Source organism: Burkholderia singularis (assembly GCF_900176645.1).
Classification (GTDB): domain Bacteria; phylum Pseudomonadota; class Gammaproteobacteria; order Burkholderiales; family Burkholderiaceae; genus Burkholderia; species Burkholderia singularis.
Genome location: NZ_FXAN01000072.1, coordinates 110460 through 127539, shown reverse-complemented (window position 1 = coordinate 127539; position 17080 = coordinate 110460). Strand labels below are relative to the sequence as shown.

Annotated in this window: 22 protein-coding genes, 1 tRNA gene and 1 riboswitch; of the genes, 11 read left to right on the top strand and 12 right to left on the bottom strand. The window is 63.6% G+C overall.

The window, feature by feature from the left end; translation table 11 throughout:
* Nucleotides 1-6 precede the first annotated feature (6 nt).
* The 3 genes from BSIN_RS16335 (at nucleotide 7) to BSIN_RS16320 (ending at nucleotide 2796) form a co-directional block, all read left to right on the top strand.
* A complete protein-coding gene (locus BSIN_RS16335) occupies nucleotides 7-1332 on the top strand; it encodes an aminotransferase class I/II-fold pyridoxal phosphate-dependent enzyme (RefSeq protein ID WP_089341271.1) in 1326 nt (441 codons plus the stop codon).
* Nucleotides 1333-1343: 11 nt separating this feature from the next.
* Complete coding sequence (locus BSIN_RS16330; RefSeq protein ID WP_089341270.1) at nucleotides 1344-2042, top strand: GNAT family N-acetyltransferase; 699 nt, start codon at nucleotides 1344-1346, stop codon at nucleotides 2040-2042.
* Nucleotides 2043-2394: 352 nt separating this feature from the next.
* On the top strand, nucleotides 2395-2796 hold the full coding sequence (locus tag BSIN_RS16320; RefSeq protein ID WP_089341268.1) for a hypothetical protein: 402 nt from the start codon (nucleotides 2395-2397) through the stop codon (nucleotides 2794-2796).
* Nucleotides 2797-2857: 61 nt separating this feature from the next.
* On the opposite strand, the gene BSIN_RS16315 is transcribed toward BSIN_RS16320, so the two are convergent.
* The 9 genes from BSIN_RS16315 to BSIN_RS16275 all read right to left on the bottom strand — a co-directional run bounded on the left by BSIN_RS16315 (nucleotide 2858) and on the right by BSIN_RS16275 (nucleotide 9285).
* Nucleotides 2858-2933: transfer RNA gene (locus tag BSIN_RS16315), tRNA-Lys, on the bottom strand.
* A gap of 73 nt (nucleotides 2934-3006) precedes the next feature.
* On the bottom strand, nucleotides 3007-3756 hold the full coding sequence (gene ybgF / locus BSIN_RS16310) for a tol-pal system protein YbgF (RefSeq protein WP_089341267.1): 750 nt from the start codon (nucleotides 3754-3756) through the stop codon (nucleotides 3007-3009).
* 19 nt (nucleotides 3757-3775) lie between these two features.
* The gene (gene pal / locus BSIN_RS16305; protein WP_059520046.1) at nucleotides 3776-4279 is read right to left on the bottom strand and encodes a peptidoglycan-associated lipoprotein Pal; all 504 of its coding nucleotides are present in this window, start codon (nucleotides 4277-4279) and stop codon (nucleotides 3776-3778) included.
* A 17-nt stretch (nucleotides 4280-4296) separates the two neighbouring features.
* A complete protein-coding gene (gene tolB / locus BSIN_RS16300) occupies nucleotides 4297-5595 on the bottom strand; it encodes a Tol-Pal system beta propeller repeat protein TolB (RefSeq protein ID WP_059520045.1) in 1299 nt (432 codons plus the stop codon).
* A 94-nt stretch (nucleotides 5596-5689) separates the two neighbouring features.
* Nucleotides 5690-6664 carry a cell envelope integrity protein TolA gene (gene tolA / locus BSIN_RS16295; RefSeq protein ID WP_089341266.1) on the bottom strand — a complete coding sequence of 325 codons (975 nt, stop codon included), beginning with the start codon at nucleotides 6662-6664 and terminating at the stop codon, nucleotides 5690-5692.
* On the bottom strand, nucleotides 6661-7110 hold the full coding sequence (tolR, locus tag BSIN_RS16290) for a protein TolR (protein ID WP_059520043.1): 450 nt from the start codon (nucleotides 7108-7110) through the stop codon (nucleotides 6661-6663). Before tolR ends, tolA begins: the two co-directional genes overlap by 4 nt.
* Nucleotides 7111-7120: 10 nt before the next feature.
* A complete protein-coding gene (gene tolQ, locus BSIN_RS16285; protein ID WP_059520042.1) occupies nucleotides 7121-7798 on the bottom strand; it encodes a protein TolQ in 678 nt (225 codons plus the stop codon).
* Between the two features lie 160 nt (nucleotides 7799-7958).
* Nucleotides 7959-8456: a tol-pal system-associated acyl-CoA thioesterase gene (gene ybgC, locus BSIN_RS16280; protein ID WP_059520041.1), complete on the bottom strand. Its 498-nt coding sequence runs from the start codon at nucleotides 8454-8456 to the stop codon at nucleotides 7959-7961.
* An 82-nt stretch (nucleotides 8457-8538) separates the two neighbouring features.
* Nucleotides 8539-9285, bottom strand: coding sequence for an SDR family oxidoreductase (locus BSIN_RS16275; RefSeq protein ID WP_059520040.1), 747 nt, complete (start codon nucleotides 9283-9285; stop codon nucleotides 8539-8541).
* Between the two features lie 222 nt (nucleotides 9286-9507).
* Nucleotides 9508-9607: riboswitch (ZMP/ZTP riboswitch) on the top strand.
* A 154-nt stretch (nucleotides 9608-9761) separates the two neighbouring features.
* Here BSIN_RS16275 and glyA point away from each other — a divergent pair.
* The 7 genes from glyA (at nucleotide 9762) to BSIN_RS16235 (ending at nucleotide 14496) form a co-directional block, all read left to right on the top strand.
* Nucleotides 9762-11009 carry a serine hydroxymethyltransferase gene (glyA, locus tag BSIN_RS16265; protein ID WP_089341265.1) on the top strand — a complete coding sequence of 416 codons (1248 nt, stop codon included), beginning with the start codon at nucleotides 9762-9764 and terminating at the stop codon, nucleotides 11007-11009.
* Nucleotides 11010-11015: 6 nt separating this feature from the next.
* Nucleotides 11016-11495 (top strand): transcriptional regulator NrdR, encoded by a 480-nt coding sequence (gene nrdR, locus BSIN_RS16260; protein ID WP_059520038.1) that lies wholly within the window; start codon nucleotides 11016-11018, stop codon nucleotides 11493-11495.
* A 199-nt stretch (nucleotides 11496-11694) separates the two neighbouring features.
* Complete coding sequence (locus tag BSIN_RS16255; protein ID WP_089341264.1) at nucleotides 11695-12255, top strand: type II secretion system protein; 561 nt, start codon at nucleotides 11695-11697, stop codon at nucleotides 12253-12255.
* Nucleotides 12252-12656, top strand: a complete 405-nt coding sequence (locus BSIN_RS16250) for a type IV pilus modification PilV family protein (RefSeq protein ID WP_125910522.1) — start codon at nucleotides 12252-12254, stop codon at nucleotides 12654-12656. Before BSIN_RS16255 ends, BSIN_RS16250 begins: the two co-directional genes overlap by 4 nt.
* Nucleotides 12653-13438 (top strand): PilW family protein, encoded by a 786-nt coding sequence (locus BSIN_RS16245; RefSeq protein WP_089341262.1) that lies wholly within the window; start codon nucleotides 12653-12655, stop codon nucleotides 13436-13438. Before BSIN_RS16250 ends, BSIN_RS16245 begins: the two co-directional genes overlap by 4 nt.
* A 62-nt stretch (nucleotides 13439-13500) precedes the next feature.
* Entirely contained in the window at nucleotides 13501-14034 is a 534-nt protein-coding gene (locus BSIN_RS16240) for a hypothetical protein (RefSeq protein WP_089341261.1), read from the top strand.
* Between the two features lie 12 nt (nucleotides 14035-14046).
* Nucleotides 14047-14496, top strand: coding sequence for a prepilin-type N-terminal cleavage/methylation domain-containing protein (locus tag BSIN_RS16235; protein ID WP_059520034.1), 450 nt, complete (start codon nucleotides 14047-14049; stop codon nucleotides 14494-14496).
* 217 nt (nucleotides 14497-14713) lie between these two features.
* Here the strand turns inward: BSIN_RS16235 and BSIN_RS16230 are convergent, their stop codons facing one another.
* From BSIN_RS16230 to BSIN_RS16220, 3 genes are all read right to left on the bottom strand, one after another.
* Complete coding sequence (locus tag BSIN_RS16230; protein ID WP_173678702.1) at nucleotides 14714-15172, bottom strand: DUF3318 domain-containing protein; 459 nt, start codon at nucleotides 15170-15172, stop codon at nucleotides 14714-14716.
* Between the two features lie 61 nt (nucleotides 15173-15233).
* Nucleotides 15234-15611 carry a phage holin family protein gene (locus tag BSIN_RS16225; RefSeq protein WP_059520032.1) on the bottom strand — a complete coding sequence of 126 codons (378 nt, stop codon included), beginning with the start codon at nucleotides 15609-15611 and terminating at the stop codon, nucleotides 15234-15236.
* Between the two features lie 103 nt (nucleotides 15612-15714).
* Nucleotides 15715-16017 (bottom strand): ElaB/YgaM/YqjD family protein, encoded by a 303-nt coding sequence (locus tag BSIN_RS16220; RefSeq protein ID WP_059520031.1) that lies wholly within the window; start codon nucleotides 16015-16017, stop codon nucleotides 15715-15717.
* A gap of 325 nt (nucleotides 16018-16342) precedes the next feature.
* Here BSIN_RS16220 and BSIN_RS16215 point away from each other — a divergent pair, with 325 nt between their 5' ends.
* Nucleotides 16343-16981, top strand: coding sequence for a peroxiredoxin (locus tag BSIN_RS16215; RefSeq protein WP_059520030.1), 639 nt, complete (start codon nucleotides 16343-16345; stop codon nucleotides 16979-16981).
* The last annotated feature ends 99 nt before the right edge of the window (nucleotides 16982-17080 follow it).

Below are 17080 nucleotides of genomic sequence, written 5' to 3'. Positions count from 1 at the left end.
GTTCAGATGGGATTGGGAGATCACCTGCGCCAGCAGCTCGCGGCGAAAGCACTGAAGCGGCAATTGGATCGCGTGTCCGACGATGGCGGCGGCGCGCGGCGCGCTTTGCCCACGTCCGCCGCGCATGCGACGGGCGATCCGCGAAGCTGGTTCGAGGCAATGCCGCAATATCAGCAGGTGAAGCTGATTCGCGAGATGGGCGAGAAGCTGCGCGTGGCATCGCCGTTCTTTCGCGTGCACGACGGCGTGGCTGGCGCGACGACGCAGATCGGCGGTCGCGAATACGTGAATTTCGCGAACTACAATTATCTCGGTCTCGCGGGCGATCCGGCGGTGTCGGCGCGCGCGAAGGAGGCGATCGACCGCTACGGCACGTCCGCATCGGCGAGCCGGATGGTCGCGGGCGAGCGGCCGGTGCAGCGCGAACTGGAGCAGGCGCTTGCGTCGTTTTACGAAACCGACGACTGCGTCGTGTTCGTGAGCGGGCACGCGACGAACGTGACCGTGATCGGCTCGCTGTTCGGGCCGGGCGATCTGGTTATCCACGATGCGCTCGCGCACAACAGCATCGTGCAGGGCGCGCAGTTGAGCGGCGCGAAGCGCTTGAGCTTCGCCCACAACGATTGGCGCGCGCTCGACGCGCTGCTCGCGCGCGTGCGGCGAGATTACCGGCACGTGCTCATCGCGATCGAAGGCCTCTACAGCATGGACGGCGACTTGCCCGACCTCGAGCGGTTCGTCGAGATCAAGAAGCGTTACGGCGCCTTCCTGATGGTCGACGAAGCGCATTCGCTCGGCGTGCTCGGCGCGACTGGCCGGGGCATACGCGAACATTGCGGCGTGCCGTCCGACGAGGTCGATCTGTGGATGGGCACGCTGAGCAAGGTGTTGGCCGGATGCGGCGGCTTTATCGCCGGTTGCCAGCCGCTCGTCGATATCCTGCGCCATCTCGCGCCGGGCTTTCTTTACAGCGTCGGCCTGTCGCCCGCGCTCGCGGCAGCGTCGCTCGCCGCGCTCGGCAAGCTGCAGGCCGAGCCGCAACGCATTGCGACGCTGCGCGAGCGCGGGCTGCAATTCCTCACGCAGGCACGTGCGGCAAAGCTCAATACCGGCACGAGCGTCGGTTACGCGGTCGTGCCCGTCATTACCGGCAGCTCGATTAAGGCCGCGCAGTGGGCGAATGCGCTGTTCGACGATGGAATCAACGTGCAGCCGATCTTCTATCCGGCCGTCGAAGAGCGGACCGCGCGCTTGCGCTTTTTCATTTGCTCGACCCACGAGCCCGAGCAGATCGATCGAACGATCGCGGCGCTCGTGCGGCTCGCGCGCTGAATGCCGGCGCGATGACCAAACCGTTGGAGCGCGGGCATGCCGCGGTGAGCGGACAAGCCGGCCGGCGATCGCCGGCGCGGCTTTTTCGCACCGCCGTTGCGGGCGACGCGGGCGCATGCGCGCCGCTCGTGTTCGCGTCAGGCGTGCGGGAGTTCAGCTTTTTTCTCGATGAATCGCCCGAGCGATGCATCGGGTTTTTGAAATTTGCGTTTGCGTCGGAATACGGACGGTTCTCGTGGCGGCGCCATTACGTCGCCGTCACGGAGAGCGGCGACGTCTGCGCGGTGCTGGCCGCGCATGACGGCCGCAAAACCCGTTTCGACGATCTGCATGTCGCTTGGATGTTGCTGCGTTGGTTCGGCCCGCTGCGCACGGTTGGCATGCTGCTGCGCGGGCTCGTGCTGGAAAGCGAGTTGCCCGCACCGAAGCGCACGCAGACCCTGATTGCGCATTGCGCGACCGACGAGCGCTGGCGTGGCTGCGGCACGTTCAGCGCGTTGTTCGACGATGCGCGCTCGGCGGGTCTGTTTGGCGCCGAAGCGGGCAGGGACGTAGTGCTCGATGTGCTGGTCGATAATGTTCGCGCTCGCGGGCTTTACGAGCGTCTTGGCTTCGTCGCGATACCCCGGACGCGGACGCGGTCCGCGCGATTGCCGAAGGAACTGGCATCGGTTCGAATGCGCTTCGATGTCGGCGGCGATGCTCGATGATGGCCGCGCGGCGATTGTCCGCTATGCCGTTGCAGCCCGGATGGCTGCGGCTGCCGACAGCGGGCGTTTGCGCATGAGAAAAATATCGATGACGCTTGAAGCCGGCGCAGCGTCGGCGCGCGTCCGCTGTCGCAGCGCTTGCGCGCGGCTGGAGCGACAGCTTAACCGCCCGGCGAACCGTCGCCGAAAATCGGTGGCGCCGAACGCGAGGATCGCTTGCACCGGTGCCGAGCAATTCGGCGATACGTGCGCTGCTCGAAACCGGACAGGCGGCACCGTGCATTGCAGCGCTGCATGACACGCCCCCGCGCTCGATGCGCATCCGGTCGTTTGATTTTTTCTAAGGGACGATATGACTTTCGATGCTTCAACGTTCGTCGTGCATGACGTCGAATGGTTTCCTGTCGTTCGGGTTCAATCGGAGGCGATTCGTCCGGGTTACGCGGTTCAGTGGGTGGCGGAAATGAATGCGCTGATCGCGCGAGGCGAGCCGTTCGCCGTGATTTATGTCGGCGCGCAAAGCGATGAGGCGCATGAGGATCGCAAGCGGCGAGGCATCTGGCTCAAACAGCATGCGGACGCGCTGGCCCGTATCTGCAAGGTGCTCGTCACGGTCGAGGCGGACGATGCGTTGCGCGAGGTCGCGCGCGTGAGCGGCAGGGGCGTAACGCGGGCGTCCGGCATTCCCCATCGGGCGGTCGCGAATTGGAGCGACGCGCTTGATATCGTGTCGTGCCGCGTCGAAGTGAATTGAATGGTTTTACGGCGCGGAACGGAAATGAAAAAGGGTCTCCATAGGAGACCCTTGTACATCTTGGTAGGCCGTACTGGATTCGAACCAGTGACCAACGGATTAAAAGTCCGCTGCTCTACCAGCTGAGCTAACGACCCAAAGAGGCAAAATTATAGCGGCCGCTTTACAGGGTTGTCAATAAATTCGATCGTCGCGAACCGCATTTTTCCGCTACTTGACCGCATCCAGCTTGCTTTGTGCAGCCTGTGCGGCATCCGTGCCCGGGTATTGCGAGACGACCTGCTCGAGCGTCTTCTTCGCAGCGGCTTTCTGGCCTTGTTCGATCTGGTTCGTCGCGATCGCGACGAGCGCGTCGGCCGCTTTCGGATGCTGCGGGTAGTTCTTTACGAGGTTTTGCCACGTCGCGCTCGAGCCACGGTAGTCGCGAAGCGCATACTGCGCGTTGCCGAGCCAATATTGCGCGGTGGGCTGATAGGGGCTTTGCGGATATTTCGCGATGAATGAGCGAAACGAAGCCGCCGCGCCCTTGAAGTTGCCGTTGCGAAATTGCTGAGACGCGGCGTTGAACGCGTCCGTTTCCCCCGGCTGCACCGTGCCTTCGACGCCGTCCACCGTCTTTTGCTGCGGCTCGAACTTCTTGAGGCGGGCGTCCAGATCGGTGTAGTACTCCTTCTGTTGACGCTCGAGCGTCGTCAGGCGGTTCGTCAGATCCTCGTTTTCGCCACGCAGCGTCGCGACCTGCTGATTCAGTTGGTCGAGACGGCCTGACTGGTCGAGGATCGTGCGTTGTGCGGCCGACAGCTGACTCGTCAGGTTCTCGGTCTTGCTGCGCAGGTCGAGCACCGCGCGGCGGGCCTCGTCATCGTCGAAAAGGCCGGCCTGGGCCGGCGCAGCCGCAAGAGCCGCGCCGGCCATGCACAACGAAGCGGCGGTGTGCATCCAGGAAAAACGGTGCGTCATACAGCGATTCTTCCGTGACTTACTGTTGATAGACGAGGTCCGCGCGGCGGTTCTGCGCCCACGACGCTTCGTCGTGGCCGAGTGCCACCGGCTTTTCCTTGCCGAGGCTCACGGCTTCCATCTGCGTATCCGCAACGCCGAGCAGCGACAGCGCGCGGCGCACGGCTTCGGCCCGCTTCTGGCCCAGCGCGAGGTTGTACTCGCTGGTGCCGCGCTCGTCGGTGTTGCCCTGGATCAGGACGTGGCGCTGCGGGTGGCTCTTCAAGTATTGCGCGTGTTGTTGCAGCAGCGGCTGGTACTGATCCTGCACCGAATAGCTGTCGAAATCGAAATAGATGCTGCGCTTTGCGAGCGGGCTGTTCGGATCGTTGAGCGGGTCGACGGTGACTTGCGCGACGTTTTCCGGATTCGTTTGCGATGCGTTTTGATTGGCGTTTTCGTCGACCTTCACGCCCGACTTACACGCGGCGAGCACGCCGATCGTTAGCATCGCGAGCGCAAGACGAAGTTTTTTCGACATCATATTGATTCTCCTTGTGGTTATTGCATGAAGGGCCCCCAGGACGGCTCACGCACGCCGCCCTGAATGGACAGGATCTGCGGCGGCGCGCTGCCGTCGGAGGGGACGGCAGCAAGTACGCTGCGGCCGCCCGACTGAGTGGCGTACAGAATGTACTGGCCGTTCGCCGCAAAGCTCGGCGACTCGTCGCGCGTCGTGTTGGTGACGGCGTTCGCCGCCCCTGTTTGCAGATCTTGGACATACAGCTTGAAGCCCCCGCCGGTACGCGAGATGTACGCGAGCAGCTTGCCGTCCGGGCTGACCCGCGGGCTTGTATTGTAGCTGCCGGTGAACGTCACGCGCTGCGCCGCGCCAGCGCTTTCGCCTTCGGCCGGCATTCTGTAAATCTGCGGTGCGCCACCGCGGTCGCTCGTGAAGTAGATCCACTTGCCATCAGGAGAATAGAACGGTTCGGTGTCGATCGAGCCGCTGCGCGTGAGGCGCTTGAGCCCGCCGCCCGACGCATTGACCGAATAAATCTGCGTGTTGCCCGTGAGCGACAGCGCAACCGCGAGCGTCTGACTGTCCGGAGACCACGCGGGCGCGCTGTTATTGCCTTTCTGATTCGAGATCACGTAGCGGCGGCCGGTCGGCAGATCGTGAATGTAGACGACCGGCTTTTTCAGCTCGAACGACACATACGCGACCTTGGTGCCGCTCGGCGACCACGCCGGCGAGATGATCGGCTCCTTGCTCGTGAGCGCGGGAATCGGGTTCTGTCCGTCGGAGTCGGAGATCAGCAGCCGGTACGAATTGCCGGTGCGCTGCACATACGACAGGCGGGTGTTGAACACGCCGCGCACGCCGAGGAGCTTTTGATAGATGTAATCGGCGATCTTGTGACCAGCCTTGCGCATTGCTTCGCCGTCGTTCGACGCCGTCAGCGACAGGCCGCCCAGGCTCTGTTGTTTGACCGTGTCGTACAGGATGAAGTTGACCTTGTACTGGCCGCCCGATTCGCGGGTCACGCTGCCCGCGACGAACGCGTTCGCGCCTTTCGCCTTCCATCCGCCAAAGTCCGGTGACGCCGTTTCGGGCACGGGCGTACTGCCTGCGTCGACGTTCGTGAATTTGCCGCTTCTGGCCAGATCGGCGCGCACGATCGACGTGACCTGCTGAGGCAGGCTCGCTTCGTTGACGAAATTGGCGGTGGCGATCGGAAACTGGGTGGAGCCGACGCCCGTGATCAATACGTTCACTTGCGCGTGGGCGCCGGTGCCCGCCGCGATCAAACACGAGGCCACGAGTGCCCTAAAACCTAGCTTCGTCATCAAACTCATGCTTCCTGTTCCCGTATGTGCTTGCTTGCGCGAAAGACTCAAAGATACCCGATTCGTTCCCGTCGCGACGGCGCGAGTGTACGCGTAAATACGTCTATTCCGCCGCCCTGAAGGTAATCGTAATCTGGCTGGGGGTTTGGCCGTTGGTGTCGGGCGGCAGCGGCACCGATGCCTGGATCGCGTTGATCACGGCCTGATCCCACCCCGAATTTCCGCTGGAACGGCGAATCGACGCGCTGAGCACGTCACCCGACGGCGTACAACGAATCGAGACGACGGTGACGAGGCCTTCGCGCTCGCCGCCCCAAACGATGTGCGGCTTCACGCGCCGCCGTACCTTGTCCGCGTAACCGGGGGACGCCGCAGTGCCGCCCGAGCCGGTGCCGGTGCCGCTCTTCGCGAGCCCTTCGCCGCCGCCCGAGCCGGCCATCCCTTGCAGTTGCGCGAGGCGGGCCTGCCGTTCCTTGTCGAGCTTCACGCGCGCCGCCGCATTCGCCTTGGCCGCCGCCGCGGCCTTCGCCGCTTTTTCGGCCTCGGCCTTCTTCTGGGCGGCAAGCTGCTCCTGCTTCTCTTGCTTCTTCAGCTGCTCGAGCTTTTGTTGCTCGAGCCTGCGCTGCTGTTCCGAGGCGAGCTGTTGTTGCTTGAGCTTGTCGGCCTGCTTCTGCTTCTCGCGCTCCGCCGCCTGCTGGGCGGCAAGCTGCGCGGCTTGTTGTGCGGCAAGCTGTTGCGCCTTCAGCCGCTGCCGGCGCTGCTCTTCGAGTTGGGCTTCGCGGGCCGCGGCCTGCTGTGCGCGCCGCTTTTGCTGCAACGCAATATCCGCTTCGTCGTTCTTGACCGGTTCAGGAGCAGGGGCCGCCTTCACGGGGGGGCGCGGCACGGATGTGTCCGGAATCTCGGTCCAAAGCTCAGCCTGCGCGCCTGCGGGCGTGCTGTTTGGCCACTGGATGCCGTGATAAAGAAAGAGCGCGAGCAAAACATGCATCAGCGCCGCGAGCAGGAACGCGCGGCCGGTGCCGCGTTCGCGCGGCGGCTTGTGCGGATAGGCGGCGCGTGGTTGGCTCGACATCATTGCGATTTGACGAGCAGGCCGACGCGCTTCACGCCGCGCGCCTTCAGATCGGACATCACCGACATGACCGCGTCATACTGAACCGTCTTGTCCGCCGCGATCACAACCGGCTGATCCGGGTGATCGGCTTGGCGCGACACGATGAAACTGTCAAGCTCGGCTTTCGTCATCGCATCTTCCTGCGACGCGCCCGATTCGCTCTTGTAGCGAACGCTTATTTTGCCGTCGGCGCGGATGTTGACGACGACGGGCGGCGTCTGATCCTGCGGCGCCGCATTGCCGACGGTCGGCAGATTGACGATCGACGGCGCGACGAGCGGCGCCGTGACCATGAAAATGACGAGCAGCACGAGCATCACGTCGATGTACGGCACGACGTTGATGTCGGCCATCGAGCGGCGCGAGCGGCCGCCGCGCATGCTGGAACGAATGGGGGTGCCGGCCATCGCGTGCTCCTTATTGCGCTTGGCGCTGCAGGATGTTCGAGAATTCTTCGATGAACGTCTCGAAGCGGATCGCGAGGCGGTCGATATCGTGCGCGTAGCGGTTATACGCGACGACTGCCGGAATCGCGGCGAACAGGCCGATCGCGGTTGCGACGAGCGCCTCGGCGATGCCGGGCGCGACGTTCGCGAGCGTGGCTTGTTGCACGTTCGCGAGCCCCCGGAACGAGTTCATGATCCCCCAGACGGTGCCGAACAGACCGATATACGGGCTGACCGAGCCGACCGACGCGAGGAACGACAGGTTGGATTCGAGAACGTCCATTTCACGCTGGAATGATGCGCGCATCGCTCGGCGGGCGCCATCGAGAAGGAGTGTCGGATCGCTCAGGCGCTTTTCCTTCGCTTTGAGGAATTCCCGCATCCCCGATTCGAAGATCCGCTCGAGCGCGCCGATCGTGTGACGATTGTTTGCCGCGCTCTGGTACAGCGCCTGCAGATCGCCGCCCGACCAGAAGTCGCGCTCGAAGCGCTCGGTTTGTGCGCGGGCGCGGCGGATCGCAAACCATTTGCGGAAAATGAAGGTCCACGACATCAGCGACAGGATGAGCAGGAGCCCCATCACCGCCTGAGCGAGCACGCTCGCATTGAGGACGAGGGAGATGATCGACAGGTCTTGAGCAGTGTTCATAGAGGTTTGATTAACGTCCCCTTCGGGGAGGGCCTGACCAGGGTGCCCGGCCGGAATATTCCGGCGGCGCGCTGCAGGGCCATTCGGTTTGGCGCGCCGCAGGCACCCCGCCGAACCTAGCTTAGTAGCGGGTCACGGGGGTGAAGTTCATCGGCAGTGTCTAAACGGCACCCGGGCGCTCGGCGTTGACACCGCCGTCGCGCAGGCCGCGCGCGGCCGGCCCCCGCTTGAGCGCCTCGAAGACGGGCGGCGGGATCAGGCTCGATCGGAACACGGTGCGATCGACGCAGGCAATTCTCACCTTGGCGGTGACGAGGAGCATATCGTCCCGCCACGCCTGTTGGGTGAACGTCACCGATGCATGGCCAAGCCGGTCGATCTTGCAGGTGATCGTGAGCGCGTCGTCGAGCCGCGCCGGGGCGCGGTAGTTGAGCGCGGCATCGCAGACGACGAAGATCGCTCCCGTCTCGTCGGCGACGCGCCGTTGGTCGACGCCGCACGCACGCAGCCATTCGGTGCGCGCGCGCTCGAAGAATTTCAGGTAGTTCGCGTAATAGACGACGCCGCCGGTATCGGTATCCTCGTAGTACACGCGAACGGGCCACACAAAGTCTGGCGCTGCGTCTGGCTGTTGGGTGGGCTCAATCATGGCGCGCATTCTACCGGAACGGCGATTTCGATTCGTAACGGTATGTCGTCGCGCGGGGCGGCTTTGCTGGCCCCCGCGCGCTCGACCCGGCTCAGCTCCGATGAACGGTCAGCCCGGCAGGGGCTTGCGCGACCGGCATCATCTCGATCGTATTGATGTTTACGTGCGCGGGGCGGGTGGCGATCCAGTAGATCGTGTCGGCGATGTCCTGCGCGGTGAGTGGGGCGACGTTCGCATAGACATTTGCCGCCTTTGCGTCGTCACCACGATAGCGCACGTTCGAGAATTCGGTGCCGCCGCAGAGGCCCGGCTCGATATCGGTCACACGCAGCGGCGTGCCGACCAGATCCGCGCGCAGATTCAGACTGAACTGGCGTACAAACGCCTTGGTTGCGCCGTAGACGTTGCCGCCGGGGTACGGATAGCTGCCCGCGACCGAGCCGAGATTGAAGATATGGCCGCGGCCGCGCTCGATCATGCCCGGCAACAGTGTGCGCGTGACCGCGACGAGGCCCGAGCAGTTCGTGTCGATCATCGTTTGCCATTCGTCGAGGCTTGCCTTGTGCGCAGGCTCGACGCCGAGCGCGAGGCCTGCGTTATTGACGAGCACGTCGATCGCGCCAAACTCCGCAGGCAGCGACGCCGGCACGGCTTCGACGGCCGCCCGGTCGCGGACGTCGAGTTCGAGCGGCAAAAGCGCGTTGCCTAGCTCGGCGGCAAGCGCGTCGAGACGATCCTTGCGGCGCGCGGTGGCGACGACACGATGGCCGCCTTTGGCGAAGATCCGGGCGATGGCGGCGCCGAAACCCGCCGACGCGCCGGTGACGAACACGATCATTGCTGCTGCTCCTTAATGGACGCTTGGGACGCTTGCTTGGTGGAACACGCTAGCCTACTGGCATTGCGGCGGTGCGACAAGGCCGGGATGCGCCAGACGCGCACCCCGCGCAGACCGGGCCGGCGGTGCCAATCAATTTGCCCCTTTTTTCGGCCGGCATGGTCCGGCAAGCTCCGTTTGGTTGCCTATTCACCGTGCATCCAATAAACTAATGCGCTCAATATCTCCCTGCGTGACTGGCGATAAGGCCTTTCGGGGCCAAGGTGGAGCGTCCCACCGTGAAGCGCGGGGTTCGCTTTTGCCGTTCGCCTGGGCAGCCGTTGTGCGCCGTGTCGCGTGCGCATCGCCGGTGGCTGTCCTGCCTCGCGTTCCACGGAATCCTCCGCTACGTCGAGCTGGCTCTCCACCGTGTCGAGCTGGCCGGGCGACATATTCGGCCATTTTCGGTCAACCTGTACACACTTAACGGAAACCGTATGTTTGACAGAGCCCAGAGCACCATTGCGAATGTGGACCCCGAAATTTGGCAAGCGATTCAGCAAGAGAACACTCGCCAGGAAGAGCATATCGAGCTGATCGCTTCGGAAAATTACACGAGCCCGGCCGTGATGGCGGCGCAGGGCTCGCAGCTCACCAACAAATATGCGGAAGGCTATCCGGGCAAGCGCTATTACGGCGGCTGCGAGTACGTGGACATCGTCGAGCAGCTTGCGATCGACCGTGTGAAGCAGCTTTTCGGCGCCGAAGCCGCGAACGTGCAGCCGAACTCCGGCTCGCAGGCGAACCAGGGCGTGTTTTTCGCCATGCTCAAGCCGGGCGACACGATCATGGGGATGAGCCTTGCGCACGGCGGCCATTTGACGCATGGCTCGCCGGTCAACATGTCGGGCAAGTGGTTCAACGTCGTCAGCTATGGCCTGAACGAAAGCGAGGACATCGACTACGCCGCCGCACAGAAGCTCGCTGAAGAGCACAAGCCGAAGATGATCGTCGCGGGCGCGTCGGCGTTCGCGTTGAAGATCGATTTCGAGCGTCTCGCGAAGATCGCGCAGTCGGTCGGCGCTTACTTGATGGTCGACATGGCGCACTACGCGGGGCTGATTGCCGCGGGCGTCTATCCGAACCCGGTGCCGCACGCCGATTTCGTCACGACGACCACGCACAAAAGCCTGCGCGGCCCGCGTGGCGGCGTGATCCTGATGAAGGCCGAATACGAGAAGCAGATCAATTCGGCGATCTTCCCGGGCATCCAGGGCGGCCCGCTGATGCATGTGATCGCGGCGAAGGCCGTGGCGTTCAAGGAAGCGCTGTCGCCTGAGTTCAAGACGTATCAGCAGAAGGTGGTCGAGAACGCACGCGTGCTGGCCGACACGCTCGTGAAGCGCGGCCTGCGCATTGTGTCCGGCCGTACCGAAAGCCACGTGATGCTCGTCGATCTGCGCGCGAAGAACATTACCGGCAAGGCGGCGGAAGCGGCGCTCGGCGCGGCGCACATCACGGTCAACAAGAATGCGATTCCGAATGATCCGGAAAAACCGTTCGTGACGAGCGGTATCCGTCTTGGCTCGCCGGCGATGACGACGCGCGGCTTTGGCCCGCAGGAGGTCGAACTCGTGGGTAATCTGCTCGCCGACGTGCTGGAGAATCCGGAGGACGAAGCGACGATCGCGCGTGTGCGTGCACAGGTCGCCGAGCTGACGAAGCGGTTCCCGGTTTACCGCTGATCGGCCATGCGCTGCCCGTTTTGCCGGCACGACGACACGCAAGTAGTGGATTCTCGCGTGTCGGAGGACGGCGCCGCGATACGCCGGCGCCGCCGCTGCTCGGCCTGCGATAAGCGTTTCACGACGTATGAGCGGGTCGAGCTGGCGTTGCCTGCCGTTGTGAAGAAAGATGGCAGCCGCACCGAATTCGATCGCCGCAAGATCGTCGCAAGCATGCAACTGGCGCTGCGCAAGCGTCCCGTTGCGGCTGACGCGATCGACGCGGCGGTCGCACGCATCGAATATCAATTGCTCGCATCCGGCGAGCGCGAGGTCCGCAGTGAAAGGCTCGGCGAACTCGTAATGAACGAGCTGCGCGCTCTCGATACGATTGCCTATGTGCGTTTCGCGTCTGTCTATCGGCGGTTCGAGGACGTGTCCGAGTTCGCGGACGTGATCGAAGAGTTCCGGCGCACGGCGCCCGCGAAGCCGCCGCGCAAGCGTTGAGCTTGCATATATCCTTTCCTTTTTCATTCCGTAATCCGTCCGTTTCTTGTGTGCATTGCCCGGGCTTATCGCGCGGCAACCATGCTCGCCTGGACGATTGTCGTTCGCGTCGCCATGACGCGCGACTCGGCCAATCGGCAGATGGTATGCATGCGCACGTACCGGTAGAGTCGACGCATCGGATTGACGGAGGCGCACGATGCAGGCGGGCAGCAACTGGCGGGTAGCGGCGGGATTTACGTTCATCGAGCTGATGGTTGTGCTTGTGCTGATCGCGCTCGCCACGACGTTGACGGCATCGACGCTCTCCGGAGCGCGAATGCGCGATCGGGTCGAGGCGCGCGCTCGCATATTCGGCGCGGCGTTGGCTTATGCGCGTGCAGAAGCGTTCAGACTCGGCACTCGCGTCGTGCTATGCCGGGCCGGCACGGCAGCCGGATGTATCGCGGCGGGCCGGCCCTGTAACGATAGTGCGACCGATTGGTCGTGCGGCTGGTTGGTGGTCGTTGCGGATGGCGCTCGCGGTACGCGCGTGCTGCGGCGTTTCGCGCGCGATTCGCAGGTGGCCGTGATGGGTGCGGGCGGCGACATTGTGTTCACGCCGCCGGCAGGACAAGTGATCGGCGGTTTTCGGAGTTTCGAATTTACGCCACACGATGCATCGGGCGTATGGCGCGGCGAGCGCTGGCGGCGTTGTTTGCGGATCGCGTCGGGCGGCCGGGTGCGGATCACGGAGGGCGGTTGTGGAGCGCCGGCGTGAAGCGCCGCCGTATGACGCGGGGCGGCTCGCTGGTGGAGGTGACAGTCGCGTCGGCACTGCTTGCGATGGCCGCGCTCAGTGTGATTGCCGCATTGCTTGCGGCGATACGCAGCGAGCGTGATGCCGTATATCGCGAGCAGGCATGGCTTCTCGCCGATTCCTGGGCTGAAACGGCCCGGTCTGTCGGACCGGCGGGCATTGACTGGCAAGCAGCGGTGACTGCGTTGCCGCATGGCAAGTTGGCGCTTGTCGGCGCGGGCGGCGGCATGGCGACGCTGCGAATCGAGTGGGCCGGTGCACAGCCGGCAGCCGAAGGTCCATCGAGTTGCACTGGGGTTTTTGTAACGGCGGGCGGCGTGCGATGTGTGGCGCTTGCTTTTGCGACTGCGGGCGGCGGATGAATCGGATATCGCATTGGCGCGCCCATACGTTGATCGAGGCAATGGTCGCGATGACGCTCGGTTTGCTGATTTTGCTAACGGCGGTGTCGCTTTATCGCGTCCAACGGGCAGCGTATGCGGCGGCGGCGGATGCCGCACGGATGCGCGATTCGGCGCAAGCGGCGCTTGTGTTGCTCGCTCAGCAGATTCAGATGGCCGGTTTCGTGCCACTTGATGCGCACGATGTGCTGCCGGCGCCTGGACTCTTCGGATGCGTGCGGGCACGGGCTGTCGGTGCGGATACTCAGCCGGCGTGCGATCCGCTTGCGAATGGCTCGGACGGGCTCGTCGTGCGCTACGTTGGCGACGGCGTGTCGACGTGGCTTACGGTAACCGGCCAGGCGACGGATTGCCTCGGTCAGGGTGTCGGTGCGGCTGATGCGAAACCGTTGATCGTCAATCGCTTTTACGCGCGTGTCAGCGCGTCGACGGGCGAGCCTGAGCTGTATTGCGAAGGCAGCGGCAGGCGCGGGCTTGCGCAGCCACTCGTCGAAGGTGTCGAGCGATTGTGGTTGCGTTACCGGTTGCGCGGTGCCTCGGAGTGGGTTGATGCATCGGCGCTGTCTGCTTCGGCCTGGGATAGCGTCGCAGCCGTTGCCGTTTGTATTGAGGTGCGCGGAAGGCCGACTGGCCGTGCGGCGCGCTATGTCGACTGTTCGGGACGAGCAGTGGTGGCTACGGATACTCGAGCAAGGCTCGTATTGCGCCGTTATGTTGCAGTTCGCAATCGGAGGAACGGATGAGTGCTTCATCGGCGGTCGTATTGCCATCGAACCGAACTTCGGTAAGCGCCGAATGCTGGCGCATGCGCTGTGCAACCAAGCGGTGGGCGCATTGCGCATATCGTTCGCGGGGCGTCGCGTTGCCTGGCGTGCTGGCCGTGACGGCTTCGCTTGCCGTGATGTCGTCCGCATGGTTCGAAATCGCGGCGACGGAAATGCGGCGCACGACGAGTCTTGCCAGCCGGTTGATTGCTTTTCATGCAGCCGACGCGGCGCTCGATGCCTGCGCCGATGCGCTGCTGAACGGCACGGCCGCCCACGATGCCGCGTCAGCGGAAGACGCTGCCGGCGAGCCGGCCGGATGGCGAAGCCCAGACGCGTTCGACGGTAGCCGCGCATTCGCGCCGTATCCAAATTGGCCTAATGCAGCGCAAGCGCCGAGCTGTGTGATCGAGGCGTGGCGCCTGCCCGCGCGGCCGGGTGCGCGCGCGTATGTCGTGACTGCACGGGGTATCGGCGCGACGCGGGATACGGGCGAGTGGCTGCAACTGCAGATCGTTGTCGAGCGCGGGCGGGTCGAGCGTCGGTGGCGGCGAGTCGTAGGTAGGCCGGCTTAGTGCAGAGGGGCGATGTCGTCAACGAAAGGTGCCGCGAATTGTCGCGGATTCTCGCTGATTGAAGTGATTGTCGCGCTTGCGATCGTGGCGGTGCTCGCGGCATTCGCAATTCCGTCGTATCGGCGTCACGTCGAACGAGGGCATCGGTTGAGTGCGGTCGCCGCGCTATATCGCGCGGCGCAATATGTCGATGCATTCGGCGAAACCTTGCCCGCCGCATTGCCTGACGGGTTGAGTCGGGCACCTGAAACAGGTGGTGCGGTCTATTGGCTGAAAATGACGGCCGAAGAAGCGCACGGCGGATACGCGCTGGAGGCGGGCCCGGCGACGAATGGCCCGATGCGCGACGATGGTTGCGGTGTCTTTGTGCTGTATGCGGACGGCACGCGCGAGAATCGCGCAATGGACGGCGCAGCCGGGCAGCAAACCTCCGGTGTGGGGGCTTGCTGGTTGACGAATTGAGTGCTCGATGGGATAGGCGAATGCCGACGGGGCGAGGCCAGACAACCAGCGCGACTGCGAGGCGAAACAACGGGGATATGCGCGGCCGGAGCGCGGGCAGAGATAGAGATGGTGCGCGCGGGATGGCTATACCGCAGGCACTGCATGGCCGGCCGATTCCATGCGAAGTGCCAGACGCGAAAGTGCCATTCGGTGATCCCCGCTACCTGCCCACGCGTTACGATTTGCGGTTCCGCGTCTGCGAACTGGATTGCCGGTTATCGCTTTTCATCTGCTTCCAGATTCGATAAACATTCCACAGGGCAAACCCGACGGCGCCCCATTTGAGCGCGGGGCGCGCGCTCACGCGCAGCAATGTCCGTGCGGGCTTTGCAAGCAGGATCGAGGCGAGCGAACTCAGCAGCGGATATTGATTGACGAGCGCGCCCAACACCGTATTGGCGTTTCTCGCCGATTTGCCGAACACATTCGCAGACAGGCCCGGCACAATCAGTTTCAGCCATTTGAACTGCGTGACGGACTGGCGCAATTCGGCGCCGGCGTGGGCGAATTCGGCGCGCTCGGCGCCGGAGCGCAGCAGCAGCAATTCCTTGCGCAGCGCCCGGTGCTCGGCGGCACTGATGCGTCGCTTGTGCGAGGCGGTGCGAAATCGTGGGTCCGTAGCGGAGTGGCTCATGGCGCGTGACAAAATGGAGAAGGGCGGAACCGAAAACAGAACGGAAAACGAATGCCGGCGTTCACGGCTTGCCGCGGAACAGCTCGCGGTCTTTTTCCAGTTCGTTCAGCGTGGCATCGAATATCGCCGGCGCGTTGCGCAGCCCGGCGCGCACCTTCAGCATGCAGACGAGCGCGCCAAACGCATAGAGTCCGGTAATGGCGGCGAGCGCTTGCCAGCGATAGCTATCCCAGAACACGATCGCGACGAGCGCCGTGAGGCTGACGAGCGCCATTGTTGCGAGCGTCATTGCGGCGAGTCCGAGAAAGAGCATGGCCAGCAGGCGCTCCTTCTCCTCGGCGATCTCGATGCCGACGAGTTCCAGCCGGGTCTGCAACAGTGCGAACGCGGAACCGAGCAGGCGGCGCAGCGGCCCATGCGATGAGGTTTCTGTCGTCATGAATGAAGTGCGTGCCTATGAAGGACGGCGGTGCGCTACGGCACCGCCCGGTGCGCCGCATGGGCGCGAGCGGGATCGAGCCGCCCTTGGAGCCGTGCCGGTGTTACTTGCGGTTGATCAAAAGGCCGATCAGCACGCCGACGCCGGCTGCGATGCCGATCGATGTCCAAGGATGCTCGTGCACGTAGTCGTCGGTGGCGCGTGCGGCCTTCTTGCCTTTCTCGACCACAACCACCTGGACGTCGGCCGCTTTTTCCTTTGCCTGCTTCAAGCGCGTGAGCGCCTTGTCGCGCAGTTCGTTCGCGCGATCACCCGTGCTGCTTGCGGCCTGTTTCAGCAAGTCTTCCGCATCCGCGAGAACAGTTTTGATATCCGACATCAGTTTCTCCTTGTTGACTTCCGACATTGCGACTCCCTTCTTGCTTGGGGGCGCGGGCCCGGTACGGGATCGCAGCAAGACCCGCGCCTGTGTTCGGGCGCGGCGTCCCGTCGCAGGCGGCGCAGGATCGCGCTTGGCTAACATGGTAAACGACTTGCGATCACTTAGAGAGACGCTCCGGAACGAAAAAGTTTCCAAAATAGTCAAACCCACCCGGCAAAAATGATAAAAAGGAATGAATATCTGACGGAATAATCGTTTTCGCCGGATGCCTCATCCCTTAACCTGAAGGCTTGTCCGGGCATATCCTGTGCCTGGGCGCCCGATCCATGCTAGATCAAGGAGCTGCAATATGAGTCTGCGTCTTGGTGACCTCGCGCCGGATTTCGAACAGGATTCGAGTCTCGGCCGCATCAAATTCCATGAGTGGCTCGGCAATAGCTGGGGCGTGCTGTTTTCGCATCCTGCCGACTACACGCCCGTTTGCACGACGGAGCTTGGGCTGACCGCGAAGCTCAAGGGCGAATTCGACAAGCGCAACGTAAAGGTGATCGCGCTGTCGGTCGACAGCGTCGAGTCGCACAAGGGCTGGATCGACGATATCAACGAGACGCAGGCCACGAGCGTCGGTTTCCCGATCATCGCCGACGCCGACCGCAAGGTGTCGCAGCTCTACGACATGATCCATCCGAACGCGAACGAAACGCTGACCGTGCGCTCGTTGTTCGTGATCGATCCGAACAAGAAGGTGCGCCTCATCATCACGTATCCGGCGAGCACGGGCCGTAATTTCGACGAAGTGCTGCGCGTGATCGATTCGCTGCAACTGACCGACAACTACAAAGTGGCGACGCCCGGTAACTGGAAGGATGGCGACGACGTCGTGATCGTGCCGTCGCTGCAGGACCCGGACGAACTGAAGCAGCGCTTCCCGAAAGGCTTCAACGCGGTGCGCCCGTATCTGCGTCTGACACCGCAGCCGAACAAATGACCGGCGCGCGCCGTGTGTGGTTTGGCATGGCGTGATTGTCGTCTGACGAAAAGCCCCGGCCAGCAGTGCCGGGGTTTTTGTTGGCGAAGCGAGCGGCGG